The following is an 18,477-nucleotide window of genomic DNA, read 5'->3' on the forward strand; positions in this document are numbered from 1 at the left end:
ATGCAGTATTATGATCCCGCTCCGCGACATCTGTCGTGGCGCGGCTGAACTGCCGTGGCCGACCGCCATCATCCCGCGTGTTCGCGTTCCCGAATCACGACCGGATAGTGCCCGGCCTTGAGCTGTTCGGCGAAGGCGTCGCTGGGAACCGGCTCGTTCGCCGAATGCACGTACCAGGCACCGAGATCGTCGCGCACCGGCACGTTGACCGAGCGGAAGTAATAGGTCATTCGCGCCGTGGGCACGGCCCACAGCCCCTCCATGCACTGCACCCGCCCGTCGAACAGGCCGAGATCGACCATCTTGCGCAGGTGCGGCTCGAAGCGCGCGCCGAGAACCGCGCCGAGTCGGTCGCCGGGCTTGAGGGCCGACAACGGCGCCGCCAGCTGGCGGTAACCGCGTGCGATCTCGACCACGTAGGCCTCGCCGTTCTCGTAGCGCAGCACCACCGACAGGCCGTTCGAATAGCGAACCGTCGCCAGCCAGTGATCGAAGTGGGGTCGATTCTCGCGCGTGCGCAGCAATTGGGCGATGCGGCTCTCGATCTCCGGCGTCGGCGTGGTCACCCCGGCTTCGAGGCGGGAAATATAGGCCTGGCTCACCCCGAGATGGGCGGCCACGGCCTCCTGTTTCATCTTCTTGCGCAGACGAAACGCGCGCAGTTCCAATCCCCAGTCGTTCTCGGCCATTCCTGTCGCTTGCTCCGTCCAGTCCCTCAGCGCGGGAAGATTCGCGAAGAGGGGAATTAGTACGAGCGAGCCGGTCGCCAATGAATTTTCTTATGCGACTTGCACTATAATCCTCGGTTGTGCGCATTTTCTTGGTGAGCGCGTTCACTGCTTTTGCAGCGGCCGGAGCGACGGACTGATCGCGGCAGGCATCGCGCCTTGACCGGTGATGCGGGCCCCGTAGTCTCGCGCTAACGGCCCGCAGGGGGCGAAAATCACACTGGGAGGAGGGGAGATGGGCCTGTTCCAGGCGATCAGACGCGAGTTGTTCTACGTCACGGAGCTCTCGCGGCTCCTGCGCAAGCTCAAATCCATTACCCCGGACTCCGACTATCTCACGGCGGATCTCCTGGAAGACAGCGTCGACCGGCACAGGCGCAGGCCGGCCTTCGTCGGCGAAGGCGAAGCGGTCAGCTACGCCGCATTCGACGCGCGCGCCAACCGTGTCGCCAACTGGGCGCTCGCGCAGGGGCTGAAGTCCGGCGACACGGTTGCGCTCTACATGGGCAATCGCTGGGACTACATCGCGATCTGGTACGGCCTGTCCAAGGTCGGCGTGGTCACGGCCCTTCTGAACAACCAGGTCACCGGCAAGGCGCTCGCTCACGGCCTGACCATCGCCGAAGCGCGGCACGTCATCGTCGAGGGCGAGCTGTCCGAGGCCTACGCCACGGCGTGCGACATACTCGAATGCGAGATGACCGCCTGGGTCAGCGACGGCGGCACGCGCGGCATCGCCGGCGCAGAGGATTTCGATGCCGCGCTGCAGTCGGTTTCCGACGCGCGCCCCTCGCGCGAGCATCGTGCGCACCTGCGGGCCAAGGACGCCTGCATGAAGATGTACACCTCCGGCACGACGGGCCTGCCCAAGGCGGCCATCGTCGCCCACACGCGTGCGCTCTACTATCTGCAGGTCTTCGCGACGCTGGTTCGGGCGAACCCGAAGGACCGCATGATGATGGTCCTGCCGCTCTATCACGCAACGGGCGGGCTGTGCGGGGTGGGCTGCGCGCTCGCCTTCGGCGGGGCGCTGATCGTGCGGCGCAAGTTCTCCGCGACCAGGTTCTGGGAAGATGCGGTGGAGCACGGCGCGACGCTGTTCATGTATGTCGGGGAGCTGTGCCGATTCCTCGTCGCGGCCGATCCCCATCCGCTGGAGAAGACGCACACGATCCGTGCCGCCATCGGCAACGGTCTGCGCCCCGATGTCTGGCCGCGCTTCGTCAAGCGCACGGGCATCCCGCGCATCGTCGAGTTCTACGGTGCGACCGAGGGCAATGTCGGCCTCGTCAACCTGGATTCCACGCCAGGCGCGATCGGGCGCATCCCGCCCTATCTGAAGAAGCGGTTCAACGTCGAACTCGTGAAGTTCGACATGGATGCGGAAGCACCCGTGCGCGACGCGCAGGGGCGCTGCATCCCGTGCGAGCCCGGCGAGGTCGGCGAAGCGATCGGTGAGATCCGTCCCGAGGACGCGCGCCACCGCTTCGACGGCTACCAGGACCGGGAAGCCACCGAGAAGAAGCTGCTGCGCAACGTCTTCGCCGAGGGCGATACCTGGTTCAGGACCGGCGACCTCATGCGCCGCGACAAGCTCGGCTACTACTATTTCGTCGACCGGGTCGGGGACACCTTCCGCTGGAAGTCGGAAAACGTCGCGACCTCGGAGGTCGCCGAGGTGCTCGGCATGGACGAGGGGGTGGTGCAGGCCAATATCTACGGCGTGCCGGTCGCGGACTATTCGGGCAAGGCCGGCATGGCCGCGCTGGTGGTCAACGAGGCGTTCGACCTCGCCCGGCTGCACGCGCTCGTCCATCGCGAGCTGCCCCACTATGCCCGCCCGCTCTTCCTGCGCATCCACCAGGAGGATCCGAGCGCGCACACCACGGGCACGTTCAAGATGAAGAAGACCGATCTGGTCAAGGAAGGCTGGGACCCCGACAAGGTCGCCGAGCCGCTCTATTTCGACGATCCGGAGAGCGGGGCCTACAAGCAACTGACGCCGGAATTCCGCGCGAGGATCGAGCGCGGCGATCTGAGGGTGTAGATGACCGGCGTGGCACCCGACGAGATCATCGAGTTCTGGTTCGAGCGCACGCCCGCCTCGGCCTGGTTCACCGTCGACCCGGCCTTCGATGCGCGGGTGCGCCGGCTGTTCGCGCCCTTCGTCTTCACGCTGGAGCGCGAGCGCGAGATCGAAAGCCATCCCTGGCTGTCCGGCCCGGAGGGCGCGCTCGCCCTGATCCTGGCCTGCGACCAGTTCCCGAGGAATATCTGGCGCGGCACGCCCAAGGCCTTCGCGCTCGACGCGAAGGGTCTGATGCTGGCGCGGATCGCCGTGCAGGCCGGCTATGACTGGGTGTTCGGCGAGGACCGGCGGGCCTTCGTGTACATGCCCTTCATGCACAGCGAGGACATCGAGGACCAGGACGCCTGCGTCGCGCTGACGGAGGAGCGTCTGGGCGCGGACACGAGCTATGCCCGCCATGCCCGGTCCCATCGCGACGTCATCGCCCGTTTCGGCCGCTTTCCCCACCGCAACGCCATCCTTGGCCGGGCCTCGACGCCGGAGGAGGCGCGCTTTCTCGCCGAGGGCGGCTACGCACCCGGCGCGAAACGCCCGGCAAAATCGTCCTGAGACGCCGGATTTGCCCTGTGGGCAGGTCAGAAGGCGGCGCGCGAAGTACTTATAGTTCAATAGCTTGTGTCTTGCACTGCGCTGGCGCGCGCCTTGCCGGGGACAGCGGCGCGTTTCATTTCCTGCCTGCCTGCCTGGAGCCCGAGCCATGCTCACGCCCGCAACCTCGACCGACAAGGCCATCACCCCGGCCGATCTGCGCCATATCGCCTTCACCCTGGTCGAACGTCACGGCGCGCGCGCGCTGGGCTATGCCGACATGGCCGTCGAGGAGATGGAGGAGAAGGGCGAGGAGAAGAGCGCGGCGGCCTGGAAGGCGCTGCGCTCGGAGATCGCCGACGCGCTCGTCGGGCGTATCGCGGCGGACGGCCGGATCGTGCTGCATTAGCGAAAACATCACTTGCGCGAGCGGGCCGCGCGCACGACCCTAGCGACCATGAGTGACGACGCCTCGCCCTTCGACAACTTCCTGCAGTCCACCGGATTGGCCGAGATTCTCGCCCCGGCCAAGACCACCCCGGCCATGCGCGATGCGCTGACGCGCGCGATCCCGCTGATGGAGCTGCCGCCGCCGGAGGTGGAGGCGGTGCACGACCTGCACATCGCCGGCGGCAAGGGGCCGCGTAGCGCGCGCGTCTACATTCCCTACGGCGCGCTCGACAACGGGGCCGGACTCGTCTTCTTCCATGGCGGCGGCTTCATGGTGGGCAGCCTCGACACCTACGACCCCTTCTGCAAGCGCCTCGCCGCCGTCTCCGGCGTGCGCATCGCCTCGGTCGACTACCGGCTTTCGCCCGAGCATCGCTTCCCGGCCGCGGTCGAGGACGCGTTCGCCGCCTTCGACACGGTCCGCAACGGGCGGCTCGAGGCGCTCGGCTTCGCCCCGGAGCGGCTCGCGGCCGGCGGAGACAGCGCGGGCGGCAATCTGGCCACGGTCGTCGCGCAGAACCGCAGAGGGCAGGTGGCCTTCCAGCTCCTGATCTACCCGCTGCTCCAGCTCGTCGAGATCAAGCGCAAGAAATACCGCTGGCAGGACGGGCCCTTCCTCGCCGAGCCGACGCTCGCGCGCATCAAGGAGAGCTATCTCAAGGACCCGAACCAGGCGAGCGATCCCCACGTCTCCCCGCTCCTCGCCCCCGACCTCTCCAACGTCGCGCCGGCCTATATCCTCGCCGCCGAACTCGACCCGCTGCTGGCGGAGGGCGCGGCCTATGCCGACAAGCTCGCCGCCTTCGGCGTGCCGGTGAAACGCGTGGTCCATGACGGCGTGCCGCACGGCTTCGTCAACCTCACCCGGCTCGTGACCAAGGCGGTCCCGGCGATCGAGGCGGCCGGCAAGGCGCTCGCCGAGGCGCTGAAGGATTAGAGCAACCTTGCCCCGCGGGCGCGGGTTCTCTAGCTCGTAGGCCATGGCATTTTCCTCCGCATACCGCCCCGACCCCCGATTTGCCTCGCTCGGAGACGAGTTCGGCGACGGCGTCGATCCGGCCGGCTTCCCGCAGGCGACGCTGCGATACTGGAACGGGCGCTGGGCGCAGGCGGTCGGCCTGGGAGACCTCACGGGCGAGGAAAAGGAGCGCCATTTCCACCGCTTCGAGCCGCTCCCGGACAACCAGGAAAAGCCCCTGGCGCTGCGCTATCACGGCCACCAGTTCCGCACCTACAATCCCCAGATCGGCGACGGGCGCGGCTTCCTGTTCGGCCAGGTCCGGGACGGGGAGGGCCGCCTGCTCGACTTCGGAACCAAGGGATCGGGGCGAACGCCCTATTCGCGCACCGGGGACGGACGGCTCACCCTCAAGGGCGCGGTGCGCGAGGTGCTGGCGACCGAGATGCTCGAGGCGCTCGGCGTCTATACCTCCAAGACCTTCGCCGTCTACGAGACCGGCGAGCAGCTCCATCGCGGCGACGAACCATCTCCGACGCGTTCGGCCGTGCTGACCCGGCTGTCGCATTCCCATGTGCGCATCGGCATGTTCCAGCGCCACGCCTATTTCGACCGCGCCGACCTCGTCGAGCGGCTCATGGACTACGCCATCGAGCACTATCATCCCGAGGCCGGCGAGGCGCAGGACCGGCCGGCGGCCTTCCTGGAACGGGTCTGCCGGGCGAGCGCGCAGCTCGCCGCGCAGTGGATGGCGGCCGGCTTCGTGCACGGGGTGCTCAACACCGACAATCTCGTCGTGACCGGGGAGAGCTTCGACTACGGCCCCTGGCGCTTCCTGCCCCATTTCGAGCCGGGCTTCACCGCGGCCTATTTCGACGAGACGGGCCTCTACGCCTATGCCCGCCAGCCGGAAAGCGTGTTCTGGGCGCTGCAGCAGCTCGCCGGCGCGCTCTCGCTCGTGGGCGAGCGCGACAGCCTGATCGAGGCGCTGTCGAAATATCCCGAATTCTACAAGGACGAGATCCGGCGCGCCTTCCTGCACCGGCTGGGCCTTGCGGAGACCGATCTCGAAGCCGACGCGCAGTTCGTCACCGATCTTCTGAACGTCATACGCGAGAGCCAGCTGCCCTGGGAATCGGTCTTCTTCGACTGGTTCTGCGGTGCCGCTTCGGAGGAGCGCGCGAAAACCGGTCCCAACGCGATGGTGTACGGCTCGGACAGCTTCGCCAGGGTGCGCGCCGGCCTGATGGCGCGGGACGGCGTGCGTCCCGAGCGGCTGGAGCACCGCTATTTCCAGCGCGAGACGCCCGTCCACATGACGATCGACCGGGTCGAAGGGCTCTGGGCGCCCGTCCACGAGAAGGATGACTGGACGCTCTACGAGAAGACCCTTGCCGGGATCGGCGAAGCGCGCGAGGCCTATGATCTCGGCCGGGGGCGGAAGGGGTTCCTGTGAAGGATCTGGCGTCGAGCGAACCGGAATTCCTGCGGCCCTCCCCGCTGGCCGGGGCCGTGCGCGTGTTCACCACGCGCACCGGCGGGGTCAGCGAGGGCCCTTACGAGAGCCTCAACCTCACCTGGTCGCGTGGCGACGACAAGGCGGCGGTCGAGGAGAACCGGCGAAGGGTGACGCAGGCCCTCGGGCTCGACCGGCTGGTCTTCGCCAACCAGGTCCATGGCCGCACCGTGCTGCGGGTCGACGCCGCGCCCGAAGGGGCCTGGTCGGCGGGCGAGGGCGATGCGCTGATCACCGACGTGCCCGGCCTCGGCCTGTGCGCCCAGACCGCCGATTGCGTCCCGCTGCTGCTGTTCGATCCGGTCGGGAGAGCCGCCGGTGCGGTGCACTCGGGCTGGCGCGGGACGGTGGCCAACATCACGGCGGCGACGGTCCAGGCGATGGGCGAGGCCTACGGGACGCGTCCGCGCGATCTGCACGCCGCCATCGGCCCGGCGATCGGCAAGGAGAATTACCGCGTCGGCCCTGAAGTGCTCGAGCAGTTCGAGGCCCTGTTCGGCGAGCTCGACGAAAGGCTGGCCACGCAGCGCGACGGGAAAGGCGGGGCGGGCCTCGATGTCGGCGAGGCGGTGCGCCGCCAGCTCCTTGCCTGCGGCCTGCTGCCAGAGAACATCGAGCGCATCGCGGGTTGCACCTATGCCGAGCGCGAGCGCTTCTTCTCCTCGCGCCGCGCCGCGGCGCAGGGCCATCCGGGCGCGTTCGGCGGGCAGTGCGGCGTCGTGGCGGTGGCCAGGTGAGATGTCCTCCGCCGCGTGCGGGGGGCACGTCGCTCAGCCCCGGCCGGCAAGCACCCGCGCCACGTCCCGCGCGATCACGGCCTCCTCGTCGGTGGCGATGACCCAGACCGCGACGCGGCTCGCTTCGGTGCTGATGCGCGTCTCGCGTCCGGCGTTCGCGTTGGCAGCCTCGTCGATCTCCACGCCGAGCCAGGACAGTCCCTCGCACACCTGCCTGCGGATGCGTGCCGAGTTCTCCCCGATCCCGGCGGAGAAGACGAGGGCGTCGATGCCCTGCAGCGCGGCGGCAAGGCCGGCGATCTCGATGCGGCAGCGCTCCGCGAAATAGGCGATCGCCTGTTCCGCCTCCGGCGCCTCGCTTCGTTCCAGAGCGCGCATGTCGCCGGAAAGGCCCGACAGGCCTTTCAGCCCGCTTTCGGAGTACAGCAGGCGCGAGACCTCCTCCCGGTTCAGGCCGTTCTCCATCAGGTGCAGCACCGCGCCGGGATCGATCCGCCCGCAGCGCGTCGACATCGGCAGTCCGTCGAGCGCGGTGAGTCCCATCGTCGAGCCGAAGGGCGCACGCCCCTTCACCGCGCACAGCGAGGCGCCCGAGCCGAGATGTGCGAGAACCGCGCGCCGCTCGCCCTCGAGCTCGGCGAGCCGGCCGGAGAGATAGTCGTAGGACAGGCCGTGAAAGCCGTAGCGGCGGATGCCGTCCTCGTAGTAGCGCCGGGGCAGGGCATAGGCGTCGGCCAGGAAGGGCTGGGCGCGATGGAAGGCGGTGTCGAAGGCGCCGATCTGGAGGGCATGGGGAAACAGGCGCCCTGCGGCCTCGATGCCGGAGAGATTGTGCGGCTGGTGGCTCGGGGCGAGGGGGATGAGGGCGCGCAGCTTCGCCTCGGCATCGGCGTCGATGCGCACCGCCCGGTCGAAATGCGCCCCGCCATGGACGATGCGGTGGCCGACCGCGCGCACAGTGTCTCCGCTCGCTTCCGCGAGGATCTCGCAGGCGCGCGCCACCGCGTCGCGATGGGAGAGCGCGCCGAGCGTCTCCCTTCGTTCTTCGCCGCCGGCGCGCGACAGGCGCAGCTGCGCCTCGCGGCCGATCGAGGAGATCTCGCCGCGAAACGCCCGTGTCGCCCCGTCGTCGGAGAAGGCGGCGAACTTCACCGAGGAGGAGCCGGTATTGAGGGTGACGAGGCTCATGACCGGTCCGCGAGCGCGCCTACCGGTTCGCCGGTCTGCTGCCAGTGGCGGTGCAGCGCCGCGACCGCGCACGAGACGATGCGCGCGAACGCGCTGTCGGCCCGGCTCGTCAGGATCACCGGCACGCTCGTGCCGATCACGACGCCGGCCGATTCCGCGCGCCCGACGAAGCTCAGCTCCTTGGCCATGACGTTGGCCGCCTCGATATTGGGGCCGACCAGGATGTCGGCGTGGCCGGCGACCTCGCCGGAGAGATCCTTGATCTTCGCCGCCGTGACATCGACCGCGTTGTCCATTGCGAACGGGCCGTCCACGAGGCCGCCCTCGATCTGGCCGCGCTCGGCCATCTTGGCCAGGGCCGCGGCATCGATCGTGGCGGCCATGGCCGGATTGACCGTCTCGACGGCGGCGAGCACCGCGGCCTTGGGCTGCTTCACGCCGAGCGCGCGGGCGAGATCGATCGCGTTCTGCACGATGTCGCGCTTGGCCATGAGGCCGGGCGCGATATTGACCGCCGCGTCGGTGATGAAGAGAAGGCGCTCCTCGCTCGGCACGTCGAGCACGAAGACATGGGAGACCCGCCGCGATCCGCGAAGCCCGGTCTCCTTCGACAGGATCGCCTTCAGGAAGGCCTCGGTGTGAAGATGGCCCTTCATCACCGAGCCGGCCTTGCCCTCGCGCACCAGCGCGCAGGCGGCCTTCGCCGCCGCCTCCTCGCCTTCGGCCTCGACGATCTCGCAGCCGGAAATGTCACGCCGCGCCTTCTTCGCCGCCGCCTCGATCCTGGCGCGCTCGCCGACCAGAATCGGCTTGATCAGCCCCTTGTCGAAGGCTTCCAGCGGGCCGGTCAGGCTGTCGGGCGTATGCGGGCAGACGATGGCGGTCGCCACAGGGTCTAGGCCGGCGCAGGCGGCGATCAGGCGCTGGAACTTCTCGTGCTTGCGGGTCAGCAGGTCGGAGATCTCGGCGCTGCCGAAGGTTTGCGCCTTCACCGGCGGCACGACGGTCACGCGCGCCTCGAGCGCAGGACCCGACGGGCCTTCGACGCGCGCCTTCAGCGTCACGCTCCTGGCGTCCTTCTCCTCGACGACGAGCTGGACCTTCACCGTCTCGCCCATGCGCACCGGCTTGCCCAGGCGCAGCGACCAGCCGGTCTCGCGCGAGCCGGGACCGGGCAGTTTCGTGCCGATCAGGGCGGAGACCAGCGAGGCGAGATAGGCCGCCGGACAGATCGCCTCGGTCTCGCCGTCCCCGTCGCCGTCGAGTTCGGGCAGGTGGAGCGGGTTGAGATCGCCGCAGGCATGGGAATAGAGCCGGAAGTCCTGCGCGGTGAGCGTGCGCTCGGCCGTCGCGTTCATTCCCGGCTCGATATCGTCGAGCTCGATGCCCTTCAGCGATTCCTGCCTCACCGGCGTCTCCTCACATCGGCCGGCCGAGCTTTTCCACGAGCTGGCGGCGCAGCTTGCGCATTCCGCCGACCCAGCGGTCGCGGTCCTGGCCCTTCATCGCGACGTATTGCGGGGTGTTCTCGTGGGTCATGACGAGGAAGCGCTGCTCCTCCATCGCCTTGAGGAGCGTCTCGGCGACCTCCTCCGGCTCGAGATAGCCGCCGAGGCCCTGCGCACCGCCCTCGATGCCTTCCACGAGCGGGGTCCTCACCCCTTCCGGGCACAGGCAGTGGACCCTTAGGCCCTCGTCGCCATGGGTGATGGCGAGACTCTCGGCGAAGGACACCGCGGCTGCCTTGGTGGCCGAATAGGCCGCGTCCCCGATCTGGGCGAGCAGGCCGGCGGCCGAGGCGGTGATGACGAAATGGCCCTCGCGCGCGGCGATCTTGCGCGCGAGATGGCGCGCCGCGTGCACGCTCGCCATGACATTGACCTCCCAGCACAGCTGCCAGCCCGCATCGGGCGCGTCGCCCGCGCCCCAGCCCGGCCCGTCGGTGACGCCGAGCCCGGCATTGGAGACGTAGATGTCGACGGGTCCGAGCTTGCGTTCGACACTGTTGATGAAGCGGACCAGATCGGCCTCGTCGGCGACGTCGATGCCCATGCCGAAGCCGTTGCACACCTTGCCGACGGCCTCCGCGCCCTTGGCGTCGAGATCGGCGACCGCGACCCGCGCGCCCTCGCGCGACAGCATCTTGGCGATGGCGCGCCCGATCCCGCTCGCCCCGCCGGTCACCACGGCGATCTTGCCCGACAGCTCCATGTCTTTCCTCCCGAACCGTTCTGCTCCGCGTCAAGCTATAGCCAAGACGGCGGGGGAATGCGACGGGGCAGCTAGTCGCGCATCGGGCGCTCGATGATCGTCACGCGTTCGGGATCGAAGGCGACGAGGCCCTTGAGCGCCTCGGCGCGCTCGTACGGGTCGGTGTATTCCCAGGCGATGTCCTCGAGCTGCTGGCCGACCGCCTCGGTGTGGAAATAGGTCGTGTCGCCCTTCAGCGGACAGTGCGTGGCCTTGTCGCCGGGGTGGAGCACGACGCGCACGTCCTCCTTGGGCAGGTAGACGACCGGCTCCAGGAAGTCCTGGTGGCCGAACTCGATCACCCGGCGCGCCCGGCCGGTCTCGGCGAGCAGCTGGTCGCCGGCGAGCACGGCGACCTCCTTGCCGGCGTCCTGGATGCGCATGAAGTGCGCCTCGGCGTCGGGATTGACGACGAGATTGGCTTCGGAGATCTCCAGCTTGGCCATGGGGGGCCTCCCTTGTCAGCGTCTGCTGACAAGGCGAACGCAGCCGCCCCGGCCCGGGCTCCGCTCAACGTGTGCTGCGCTCGCCGGCCTCGCGCGGCTCTGTCTGCGGCGCGTCTTCCTCGAACAGGGCGTTGAGATAGGCCGCGATGCGCACCCCGGCCATCGACAGGCGGGTGTCGACCGTCTGCTTGTGCGCGAAGGCGTAGTCGTAGCCGAGCCGGGTTTCTTGCGGGTAGATCGTGTCCCGGATCGCCGTGCTCTCCGCGATCCACACCGCGGGGTCGGTCTCCATCCAGGCGGCGGCCTGTTCGGGCGTGATCTTCGCGCCGAGCCAGGCGGAGATCTCGGTGAAGGAGAGCTGCCAGCCCTCGATCATCTTCGAATCCCAGACCGAGTGCAGGTTGGTCTCCTGGCCGAACCAGGTCACCGCCACGTCGTTGCCGCCGCGGTCGGTGCCGTTGCCGGCATGCAGCGGCTGGTGCAGGTCGCCGATGATGTGGACGATGAAGCGGAGCGCGCGCTGGCGCTCTTCAAGCGGGGCGTTCTGGTCGCGCACGACATCGGCGAACAGGGCGAGCGCGCTCACCGCGTCGCCTTCCTCGGGTGCGCCGACCTCGTGATAGGCATGGCCGTGCGGCACCGTCACGTAGTGGAAGGGGCCGGCCGCGCGCCAGAAGGGTTCGTCGCTCGCGCGCATGAAGTCGGCCCAGGTGGAGGCCTCCGCGAGCGTTTCCGGACCGATGAGGCCGGCGACCCCGGCGCGTGCGGCCTCGCCCAGATGGGCCTCGGCGATGGCTCCGGTCACCCGGTGGCCGGTCTGACCCCAGGCGAAGGCAGGTGCGCTGGCAAGCGAAATCAGTGCGAGCGATACAATAATGCGTTGAAACACAAGCGATTCCTCCGACAGTTCCGGAGGCTGCGCCTAGCGTGTCATTGTGACGGGATCGTTACGGGTGCTGCACGCGGGCGCCGGCACGGCAGGATCGGGCTCGGCTAGGTGGAGCGCCGCCTTCGCCACCGGTGTCGATGCCGCCTAGTCGAGCGTCTCGGCGAACTCGACGAGGGCCCCGTCCGGGCTGCGGACCGCGAAGATGCGCGCCTCGCCGATCCCCGCCCGCGCGGTGTCGTAGGGCGCGATGGCGAGCGCCGCGCCGCGCGCGGAGAGCTCGTCGATCGCCGCGGCGGCGGACTCCACCGGATAGGTGACCGACAGCCAGCCGAGATTGGGCGCATCGCAGCGGCCGGCGTAATCGGCCCCTTCCAGGCCGTCGATCTCGATGACCTCCAGGCGACCGTACTCGCCCGGGGCCGGCTGGAAGATGCCGGCGAGATAGGGAATTTCGGTGGTCAGGTTGCGCGGGATGCCGAGCGGCATGAGCGTCGGCTGACTGTCGGTGTGGGGCGGCCCGTACCAGAAGGGCGAGAAGCCGAGCACTCCCTTGATGAAGGCTCGCGCCGCCTCCCGGTCGCGGGTCATCTGCATCATGTTGAACGGCCGGCTCAGGCGCTCGAACGGGGTGAAGGCCTCCGGCAAGGGCGGAGAGAGACGCTCGTAGGCCTGCACCTGCAGCCCGTCCGGCCCGCGGAAGACGACGACCTTGAGAACGGACTGGCCGAAGACCAGGTCGGCGACCGGGGTTTCCGTCCACCAGCCGAGTTCGACGGCCTCACGGTAGCGCGTGTCGAGATCGTGCGCGCGCACCATGACGGCCCAGTAGCAGCCCGTATCCCAGGCGCGTGCGCCCGGGCGCATGGGCAGGCGCTCGCCGGCATCCTCAAAGCGGATGAGGCGGACGAGGCCGAGATCGCTCTCGCCCGGCGCCAGCAGCAGGGCCTCCCCGCTCGCCCCGTCGGGCAGGGCGTAGGCGGCGATCTCGGCGGGATCGAGCGGCCCCCGGCCGATCTCGCGATAGCCCCCGATCTCCAGGAAGAAGCGCGCGGTCCGGTCGAGATCGGTGACGCTCGCCGTGGCCATCACCCACGGCTCGCGCGTCACCGGCGCGGGGGCTGCGTGGTCCTGCGGCGCCTGCGGCTCGTCCGCGCAGGCCGGTGAAAGCAGGAAGGCCGCCGCGAGTGCGGCGGCCTTCGAGAACGCGAAACGGGAACCCACGGTTAGAACCGGACGTCCACGTCGACGCCGAAGGTCAGCGGGTCGGAGGGATAGACCGTGTTCGCCGATGCGGCGCGGTAGTATTGCTCGTCGCCGAGATTCTTGCCCCACAGCGCGATCGACCAGCGCGCGTTCTGGGGCTCGTAGCCGATGCGGGCATTGATGATCGCCCCGATATCGGTCTGCGCGCTCGCCGGGCTGTTGGCGACCAGCGTCCAGGAATCGTCCTCGAAGCCGATATCGCCGGTCGCGGTCACGACCCCGCCCCAGATATTGCCTTGCCAGGTCGCCCCGACGAGGCCCTTGTAGGCGGGCGCGTTCTTCAGCTCGAGCCCGAGCGCGCAATCGACCTGGGCCTGGTTCGGCGCAGGCGCGGCGGTGCCGGCCGGGCACTGGATCGACTGGCCGCCCGAGGTGATGGCGAAGGCCTGGTTCGGGGTCAGGCTGCTGTATTCCCCGTCGAGGAAACCGAGATTGGCGAAGAACTGCAGATTGTCGGTGGCCTGCCAGGAGGACTCGATCTCGAGACCCCAGGTCTCGACCTCGTCGACATTGAAACGCGTGAAGGTGCCGCCGGGCGTGGTCGTTCCCGACAGCTGCAGGTCCTCGTAGGTGTTGAAGAAGCCGGTGGCGTTGAAGATCACGCCGTTGGCGAAGGCCGAGCGCAGGCCGAGTTCGAAGGTCTCGACCGTCTCCTCGTCCACCCGCTCGAAGCACGAGGTCGGCGAGAAGCAGTCCGGCGACCAGCCCCCGCCCTTGAAGCCGGTGCGCGCCGAGGCGAACACCATGACGTCGTCGCTGATGTCGTAGTCGGCGATCAGCGTGTAGCTCAGGAATTCGAACTCGGCCGTCTCCTGGCGCCCGAGGCCGGAGGCCAGGGCGGTGCTGTCCAGGTCCTTCTCCTCGTCGGTATAGCGAAGGCCTGCGGTCAGCGTGAAGCGCTCCGTGACGTCATAGAAGGCCTGGCCGAACACGGCGAAGGAATTCGTGCTGGTGTTGATGTCGAAGGGGAAGATGAAGCGCACGTCCAGATCGACATCCTCCTCGAAGTAGTAGACGCCGGCCACATAGTTGAGCGGGCCGGAGTTCTGCGAGGCGAGCGTGACCTCCTGGCTGAACTGCTCCTGGCCCGTGGCCTGGGAGTAGGGGAAGGTGACCTGGGTGTTCAGGTCGTCTTCCATCTCGCGATAGGCCGTGATCGAGGTGAAGGTGTGCCCGGCGAGCGTCCCGGTGACCTCGACCGAGGCGCCGCGCGTCTCGATCTCGTTCTCGTAGCCGGTGAAGCAGCCCGTCGGCGCGAGCAGGGCGAAGAAGCCCGAGGCGAAGACCGAGCAGTTGACCCCGGGCGCCGGCGCGATCGTGAACAGGTCGCCGTCGGCGTCGATCGGCGCGGCGAAGCTGGCCGGGACCGGATCGGAATCGTCCTGCGTCTCGTCGTAGCTGACCTTGAGCTCCCAGCCGGAGTTGAAACGGTGCAGACCCTGGAGCCGGTAGGAGAAGACGTCCCACTGGCCGATCTCGCGCGCATTGCCCGCGAGCGTGCCGTTGGGCTGGATGGAGAAGATGTCGTCGCGCTGGCGATGAAGGGCGGCGACGCGGAAGGCGGTGTTGTCGGAGATGGCGAAATTGGCGATGCCGCGGGCATCGAACCGGCCTTCATTGCCGACCGTGGTGCCCAGCTCGAGCGTGTTCTCGAACTGCGGCTCGACGCTCGCGAGCTTGATCGCGCCGCCGTTGGTGGACCGCCCGTAGAGCGTGCCCTGCGGCCCGCGCAGCACCTCGATGGACTCCAGGTCGACCACGTCCATCAGCGCGCCGACCGTGCGGCCGAGATAGACCCCGTCGACATAGATGCCGACCGCCGGGTCGACCGCGCCGCGCGATTCGTCCTCGCCGATGCCGCGCAGATAGATGCGGGCCGAGTTCGCGGTGCCGGTGCCGGTGGAGAGCGTCAGATTGGGGACGTTGAAATTGAGATCGGTGACGTCTTCCACCTGGCGGCGTTCGAGCAGCTCGGTGTCGAGCGCGGTCACGGCGACAGGCGTGTCCTGCAGGTCCTGGGTCACGCGCTGGGCGGTGACGGTGATGACGTCGCGCGGGCGGGCCTGCTCTTCCTCTTGGGCGTGCGCGACGAGCGGTAGCGCGGCCGGAAGCGCGGCTGCGAGCGCCAGCGCCGAGACGTGGTTGGTGAACTTCGTCATGGGTCGATCTCCTCCCCGGATATATGACACCTGATCAAATGGTATATCATTTAGCCAATTTGTAAAAAGCAATCCGCTTGCCACGCCGTTTAGGTACGGGAGGTGTTGCACAGAAGTCATAATTCCATTCCGGCCGCACCGGCGAAATAACAGGATATCACAGCATTTTCGAGGCCTTAGACGGGAAGAGTAAACGCAAAAATTGTACGCCTCTCTTCTTGGGACCGGTCCGCCCCGATCCGCAATGGCTGACGGCGTGACCGTGCGGCATCGCCGTGCCATCGTCACGTGCGCGCGTGTTCTTGCACCTTGCATTCGGACCGAAACCCGAATGGTATATCATTTGAGCGACAACAGGACGCGCCGCAGCGAAGGCGCCCGGGGAGAAGATCGGCACGTGTTGAGGCGCAGGGAGTTTCTCGGCCTGGCCGGGGCGGGCATGCTCGCCCCGGGCCTGGCTGCGTGCGGCGAGCAGCGCGAGCCGGGCGTGCTCTACGGGCGCGCCGTCGCGCAGGCCCCGCCGCGCACGCCCTGGGATGCCCAGTGGCGCAATTTCGAGCGCAATATCGCGGTCAACGAGTCGATCGACCTCGACTATTTCACCAAGGCCGAGCTCGGCGACGAGGAGCGCATGCTCCACGACCTGCGCCGCGGACGGGTCCATGTCGGGGGCATGAGCCTGCAGGGCCTGTCCTCCTCCATCCCCGAGCTGACGATCGCTATGTCGCCCTACCTGTTCTCCAGCCAGGGCGAGGTCGATTTCGTCTACGACAACTATCTCTTCGACATCGTCGACGAGCTGGCGATGGCGCAGAATCTGCGCCTCCTGCAGTGGGTGGAGGTGGGCTGGACGCATCTGTATGCCGACCGTCCGCTGACCCATCCCGACATGGCCGAGGGGCTGCGCATGCGCACCTCGCCGAACGCGGCGGCGCGCTATTTCTGCGAGGCGGCCGGCATGGACGCGATCCCGCTCGGCATCGCCGACGTGGTGCCCGCCCTGCAGACGGGCCTTGTCCAGGGCGGGCTGTCCTCGACGACCTTTCACTTCTTTTCCACGCTGGAGCTCGCGGCCCACTTCACGCTGACCTATCACTCCTACGACACCGGGGCGATCGTGCTGAACAAGCCCTGGTACGAGCGCGCGACGCCCTCCCAGAAGGCGACGATCGACGGCGCCTGGGGCAGTTCCGCCGATGCGCGCGCCGGGGTGAGGGGGCTGACCGGGACGCTGCTCGACGCGATGCGGGCCGGCGAGATCGCCACTCCGGAGGGCGGCACGCGCGAGCTGCGCACCGTGACGGGTGAGCGCATCCGGGTCCACACCCTGACCGAGGCCGAACGCGCGGCCTGGATCGCGAGGACGGAAAACGTCATCGACCGGCTCATCGCCACGATCGGCGGGCGCTCGCGCGAGGTCTACGAGCAGATCCAGGCCGGCAAGGCGCAATATGCCCGCCTGCAGGCCGAAGCGCCGGAGGCGGCCTCGTGAGCGGTCTTCTCAAGGCGCTTTCCCGCTTCGAGCGCACGGTCTGCATCATCGCCTTCGCGGTGATGGCGATCGCGCTGATGGCCGACGTGGTCTCGCGCCGGCTGTTCGCCACCGGCCTGATCGGCGCCACGGAAGTCGCCGTCTACGGCATGATCGCGGTGGCCATGTTCGGCATCGGAATCGCCACCGACGCGGGCGCGCACCTGCGGCCCCGCTTCCTGGACGCGATCTTCCCCAGGGCCTGGCGCGACGGTGTCCAGCGCCTCGCCTACGCGACCACCGCGCTGTTCTTCGCGATCTTCGCCGGGCTCTCGGCCTGGATGGTCGCGGAGAGCTTCGTGCTCGGCGACCGCACGGAGATCCTGCGCGCGCCGGTCTGGGCGCTGCAGTCGATGATCCTCGTCGGCTTCGCGACCAACATGCTGCGCTTCGCGGTCTATGCCGCCCGGCCCGGTCTCGCCCCGCGCGACGAGGTCGAAGCCGCGCTCGAGGACATCCGCGAGGAGGGGGCGTGATGGAAGGCTGGCTCCTCGTCGCCCTCATCCTCGTGCTGATGATCCTGCGCCAGCCGGTCCTGGTCCTGCTCGGCGCCGCCACGCTCTTCGTCTATTCGGTCTATGCCGACGGGCGCACGGAATATGCGGTCTACGATGTCTGGTTCGCGGTGAACCAGGAGGTACTGCTGGCGATTCCGCTCTTCGTGCTGGCTGGCGCGATCATGAGCAAGGGCACGATCGCGGAGCGGATCATCGACCTGATGCGCGAGTTCACCCGCCCGATCCCCGGCGGGCTGGCGCTCGCCTCGATCCTGTCCTGCGCCGGTTTCGCGGCGATCTCCGGCTCTGCGGCCGTGACCCTGCTCGCGGTCGGCGGAATCATGTACAAGGCGCTGATCGACTGCGGCTATTCCAAGAGCTTCGCGATCGGGTCGCTGTGCGCGGGCGGGGTGCTCGGGATCATCATCCCGCCCTCCATCCCGCTCATCCTCTACGGCTACATGACGCAGGTCTCGATCGCGCAGCTCTTCCTGGCCGGCATCGGGCCGGCGCTCGTGCTCATCGCCGCCTTCGCGCTCTACGGCTTCGTGCTGAACTTCAGGTACCGCGAGGGGGCCTGGCGCCTGTCGGGGCTGGCGCGCGCGATCCGGCGCTCGATCTTCGCCGTGCCGATCCCGGTGATCATCCTGGGCGGCATATATGGCGGCATCTTCACCGTGACCGAGGCCGCGGCGGTGGCCGTCGTCGTCGCCGTGCTGGTGGAGGTCCTGCTGCACCGCGACATCTCGCTGAAGGGGCTCGGCGAGGTGACGATCGACTCGGCCAAGCTGCTGGGCTCGCTCTACCCCGTTCTCGCCTTTGCCTTCTCGCTGAACGTCTTCCTCACCGCGCAGGGCGTGCCCCAGGCGCTGGTGGAAAGCATGGGCGAGCAGATCGACGGGCAGACCGAGTTCATCCTGCTGGCCAATGCGCTTCTGCTTGTGGTTGGCATGATCATCGATGTCGGCTCGGCGACGCTGGTGCTCGCGCCCCTCCTGCATCCGCTCGCCGAGGCCAACGGCATGGACCCGGTCCATTTCGGGATCGTGATGATCGTCAATCTTGGGATCGGCTATCTCACCCCGCCGCTGGGGCTCAATCTCATCGTGGCGATGGCCGCGTTCAAGGAGAGCTTCTGGACCATCACCAAGGCGGTCTTGCCCTTCATCGCCCTGATGATCGCGAGCCTGCTCGTCATCGCCTTCGTTCCCGAGATCGCGCTGGTGTTCACCAGCGAGGGCTAGGCTC

The 18,477-nt window shown here is 68.4% G+C and carries 17 protein-coding genes; 9 read left to right on the top strand and 8 right to left on the bottom strand.

Annotated elements, in window-relative coordinates; translation table 11 throughout:
• Positions 1-68: 68 nt before the first annotated feature.
• The gene (locus JW792_RS16560; protein ID WP_135994704.1) at positions 69-689 is read right to left on the bottom strand and encodes a helix-turn-helix domain-containing protein; all 621 of its coding nucleotides are present in this window, start codon (positions 687-689) and stop codon (positions 69-71) included.
• Positions 690-963: 274 nt separating this feature from the next.
• Here JW792_RS16560 and JW792_RS16565 point away from each other — a divergent pair, with 274 nt between their 5' ends.
• From JW792_RS16565 to pgeF, 6 genes are all read left to right on the top strand, one after another.
• The gene (locus JW792_RS16565) at positions 964-2,775 is read left to right on the top strand and encodes a long-chain-acyl-CoA synthetase (RefSeq protein ID WP_135994703.1); all 1,812 of its coding nucleotides are present in this window, start codon (positions 964-966) and stop codon (positions 2,773-2,775) included.
• Positions 2,776-3,366 carry a DUF924 family protein gene (locus tag JW792_RS16570; protein WP_135994702.1) on the top strand — a complete coding sequence of 197 codons (591 nt, stop codon included), beginning with the start codon at positions 2,776-2,778 and terminating at the stop codon, positions 3,364-3,366.
• Between the two features lie 148 nt (positions 3,367-3,514).
• Positions 3,515-3,754, top strand: a complete 240-nt coding sequence (locus tag JW792_RS16575; protein WP_135994701.1) for a hypothetical protein — start codon at positions 3,515-3,517, stop codon at positions 3,752-3,754.
• 48 nt (positions 3,755-3,802) lie between these two features.
• Positions 3,803-4,732 (top strand): alpha/beta hydrolase, encoded by a 930-nt coding sequence (locus tag JW792_RS16580; protein ID WP_135994700.1) that lies wholly within the window; start codon positions 3,803-3,805, stop codon positions 4,730-4,732.
• A gap of 43 nt (positions 4,733-4,775) precedes the next feature.
• Positions 4,776-6,209, top strand: a complete 1,434-nt coding sequence (locus JW792_RS16585; RefSeq protein ID WP_135994699.1) for a protein adenylyltransferase SelO — start codon at positions 4,776-4,778, stop codon at positions 6,207-6,209.
• Positions 6,206-7,006 carry a peptidoglycan editing factor PgeF gene (gene pgeF / locus JW792_RS16590; RefSeq protein ID WP_241095003.1) on the top strand — a complete coding sequence of 267 codons (801 nt, stop codon included), beginning with the start codon at positions 6,206-6,208 and terminating at the stop codon, positions 7,004-7,006. Before JW792_RS16585 ends, pgeF begins: the two co-directional genes overlap by 4 nt.
• A gap of 33 nt (positions 7,007-7,039) precedes the next feature.
• On the opposite strand, the gene JW792_RS16595 is transcribed toward pgeF, so the two are convergent.
• From JW792_RS16595 to JW792_RS16625, 7 genes are all read right to left on the bottom strand, one after another.
• Positions 7,040-8,194 carry an acetate/propionate family kinase gene (locus JW792_RS16595; protein WP_135994698.1) on the bottom strand — a complete coding sequence of 385 codons (1,155 nt, stop codon included), beginning with the start codon at positions 8,192-8,194 and terminating at the stop codon, positions 7,040-7,042.
• The gene (locus JW792_RS16600; RefSeq protein ID WP_206340833.1) at positions 8,191-9,603 is read right to left on the bottom strand and encodes a bifunctional enoyl-CoA hydratase/phosphate acetyltransferase; all 1,413 of its coding nucleotides are present in this window, start codon (positions 9,601-9,603) and stop codon (positions 8,191-8,193) included. Before JW792_RS16600 ends, JW792_RS16595 begins: the two co-directional genes overlap by 4 nt.
• Positions 9,604-9,613: 10 nt before the next feature.
• Positions 9,614-10,405 carry an SDR family oxidoreductase gene (locus tag JW792_RS16605; RefSeq protein ID WP_135994697.1) on the bottom strand — a complete coding sequence of 264 codons (792 nt, stop codon included), beginning with the start codon at positions 10,403-10,405 and terminating at the stop codon, positions 9,614-9,616.
• Between the two features lie 71 nt (positions 10,406-10,476).
• Entirely contained in the window at positions 10,477-10,890 is a 414-nt protein-coding gene (locus JW792_RS16610) for a DUF427 domain-containing protein (RefSeq protein WP_135994696.1), read from the bottom strand.
• A 64-nt stretch (positions 10,891-10,954) separates the two neighbouring features.
• Positions 10,955-11,797 carry a S1/P1 nuclease gene (locus JW792_RS16615; RefSeq protein WP_420871282.1) on the bottom strand — a complete coding sequence of 281 codons (843 nt, stop codon included), beginning with the start codon at positions 11,795-11,797 and terminating at the stop codon, positions 10,955-10,957.
• Between the two features lie 126 nt (positions 11,798-11,923).
• A complete protein-coding gene (locus JW792_RS16620; protein WP_135994694.1) occupies positions 11,924-13,000 on the bottom strand; it encodes a hypothetical protein in 1,077 nt (358 codons plus the stop codon).
• Positions 13,001-13,002: 2 nt separating this feature from the next.
• Positions 13,003-15,201 carry a TonB-dependent receptor gene (locus JW792_RS16625; RefSeq protein ID WP_158291524.1) on the bottom strand — a complete coding sequence of 733 codons (2,199 nt, stop codon included), beginning with the start codon at positions 15,199-15,201 and terminating at the stop codon, positions 13,003-13,005.
• 397 nt (positions 15,202-15,598) lie between these two features.
• On the opposite strand from JW792_RS16625, the gene JW792_RS16630 reads away from it, so the two are divergent.
• The 3 genes from JW792_RS16630 to JW792_RS16640 are packed head-to-tail and all read left to right on the top strand — an operon-like array spanning position 15,599 to position 18,473.
• Positions 15,599-16,693, top strand: coding sequence for a TRAP transporter substrate-binding protein (locus JW792_RS16630; protein WP_158291523.1), 1,095 nt, complete (start codon positions 15,599-15,601; stop codon positions 16,691-16,693).
• Positions 16,690-17,208, top strand: a complete 519-nt coding sequence (locus JW792_RS16635) for a TRAP transporter small permease (RefSeq protein WP_135994691.1) — start codon at positions 16,690-16,692, stop codon at positions 17,206-17,208. The genes JW792_RS16630 and JW792_RS16635 overlap by 4 nt, the downstream gene beginning before the upstream one ends.
• Complete coding sequence (locus JW792_RS16640; RefSeq protein ID WP_135994690.1) at positions 17,208-18,473, top strand: TRAP transporter large permease; 1,266 nt, start codon at positions 17,208-17,210, stop codon at positions 18,471-18,473. Before JW792_RS16635 ends, JW792_RS16640 begins: the two co-directional genes overlap by 1 nt.
• Positions 18,474-18,477: the final 4 nt, after the last annotated feature.

Origin of the sequence: Marinicauda algicola (genome assembly GCF_017161425.1) — a bacterium.
Lineage (GTDB): Bacteria > Pseudomonadota > Alphaproteobacteria > Caulobacterales > Maricaulaceae > Marinicauda > Marinicauda algicola.

Bases quoted from the DNA above. Each gene is read 5' to 3' on its own strand.
- JW792_RS16625 (WP_158291524.1), bottom strand. From the start codon at position 15,201: ATGACGAAGTTCACCAACCACGTCTCGGCGCTGGCGCTCGCAGCCGCG.
- JW792_RS16595 (WP_135994698.1), bottom strand. From the start codon at position 8,194: ATGAGCCTCGTCACCCTCAATACCGGCTCCTCCTCGGTGAAGTTCGCC.
- JW792_RS16585 (WP_135994699.1), top strand. From the start codon at position 4,776: ATGGCATTTTCCTCCGCATACCGCCCCGACCCCCGATTTGCCTCGCTC.
- JW792_RS16605 (WP_135994697.1), bottom strand. From the start codon at position 10,405: ATGGAGCTGTCGGGCAAGATCGCCGTGGTGACCGGCGGGGCGAGCGGG.
- JW792_RS16575 (WP_135994701.1), top strand. From the start codon at position 3,515: ATGCTCACGCCCGCAACCTCGACCGACAAGGCCATCACCCCGGCCGAT.
- JW792_RS16640 (WP_135994690.1), top strand. From the start codon at position 17,208: ATGGAAGGCTGGCTCCTCGTCGCCCTCATCCTCGTGCTGATGATCCTG.
- JW792_RS16580 (WP_135994700.1), top strand. From the start codon at position 3,803: ATGAGTGACGACGCCTCGCCCTTCGACAACTTCCTGCAGTCCACCGGA.
- JW792_RS16560 (WP_135994704.1), bottom strand. From the start codon at position 689: ATGGCCGAGAACGACTGGGGATTGGAACTGCGCGCGTTTCGTCTGCGC.
- JW792_RS16610 (WP_135994696.1), bottom strand. From the start codon at position 10,890: ATGGCCAAGCTGGAGATCTCCGAAGCCAATCTCGTCGTCAATCCCGAC.
- JW792_RS16565 (WP_135994703.1), top strand. From the start codon at position 964: ATGGGCCTGTTCCAGGCGATCAGACGCGAGTTGTTCTACGTCACGGAG.
- JW792_RS16570 (WP_135994702.1), top strand. From the start codon at position 2,776: ATGACCGGCGTGGCACCCGACGAGATCATCGAGTTCTGGTTCGAGCGC.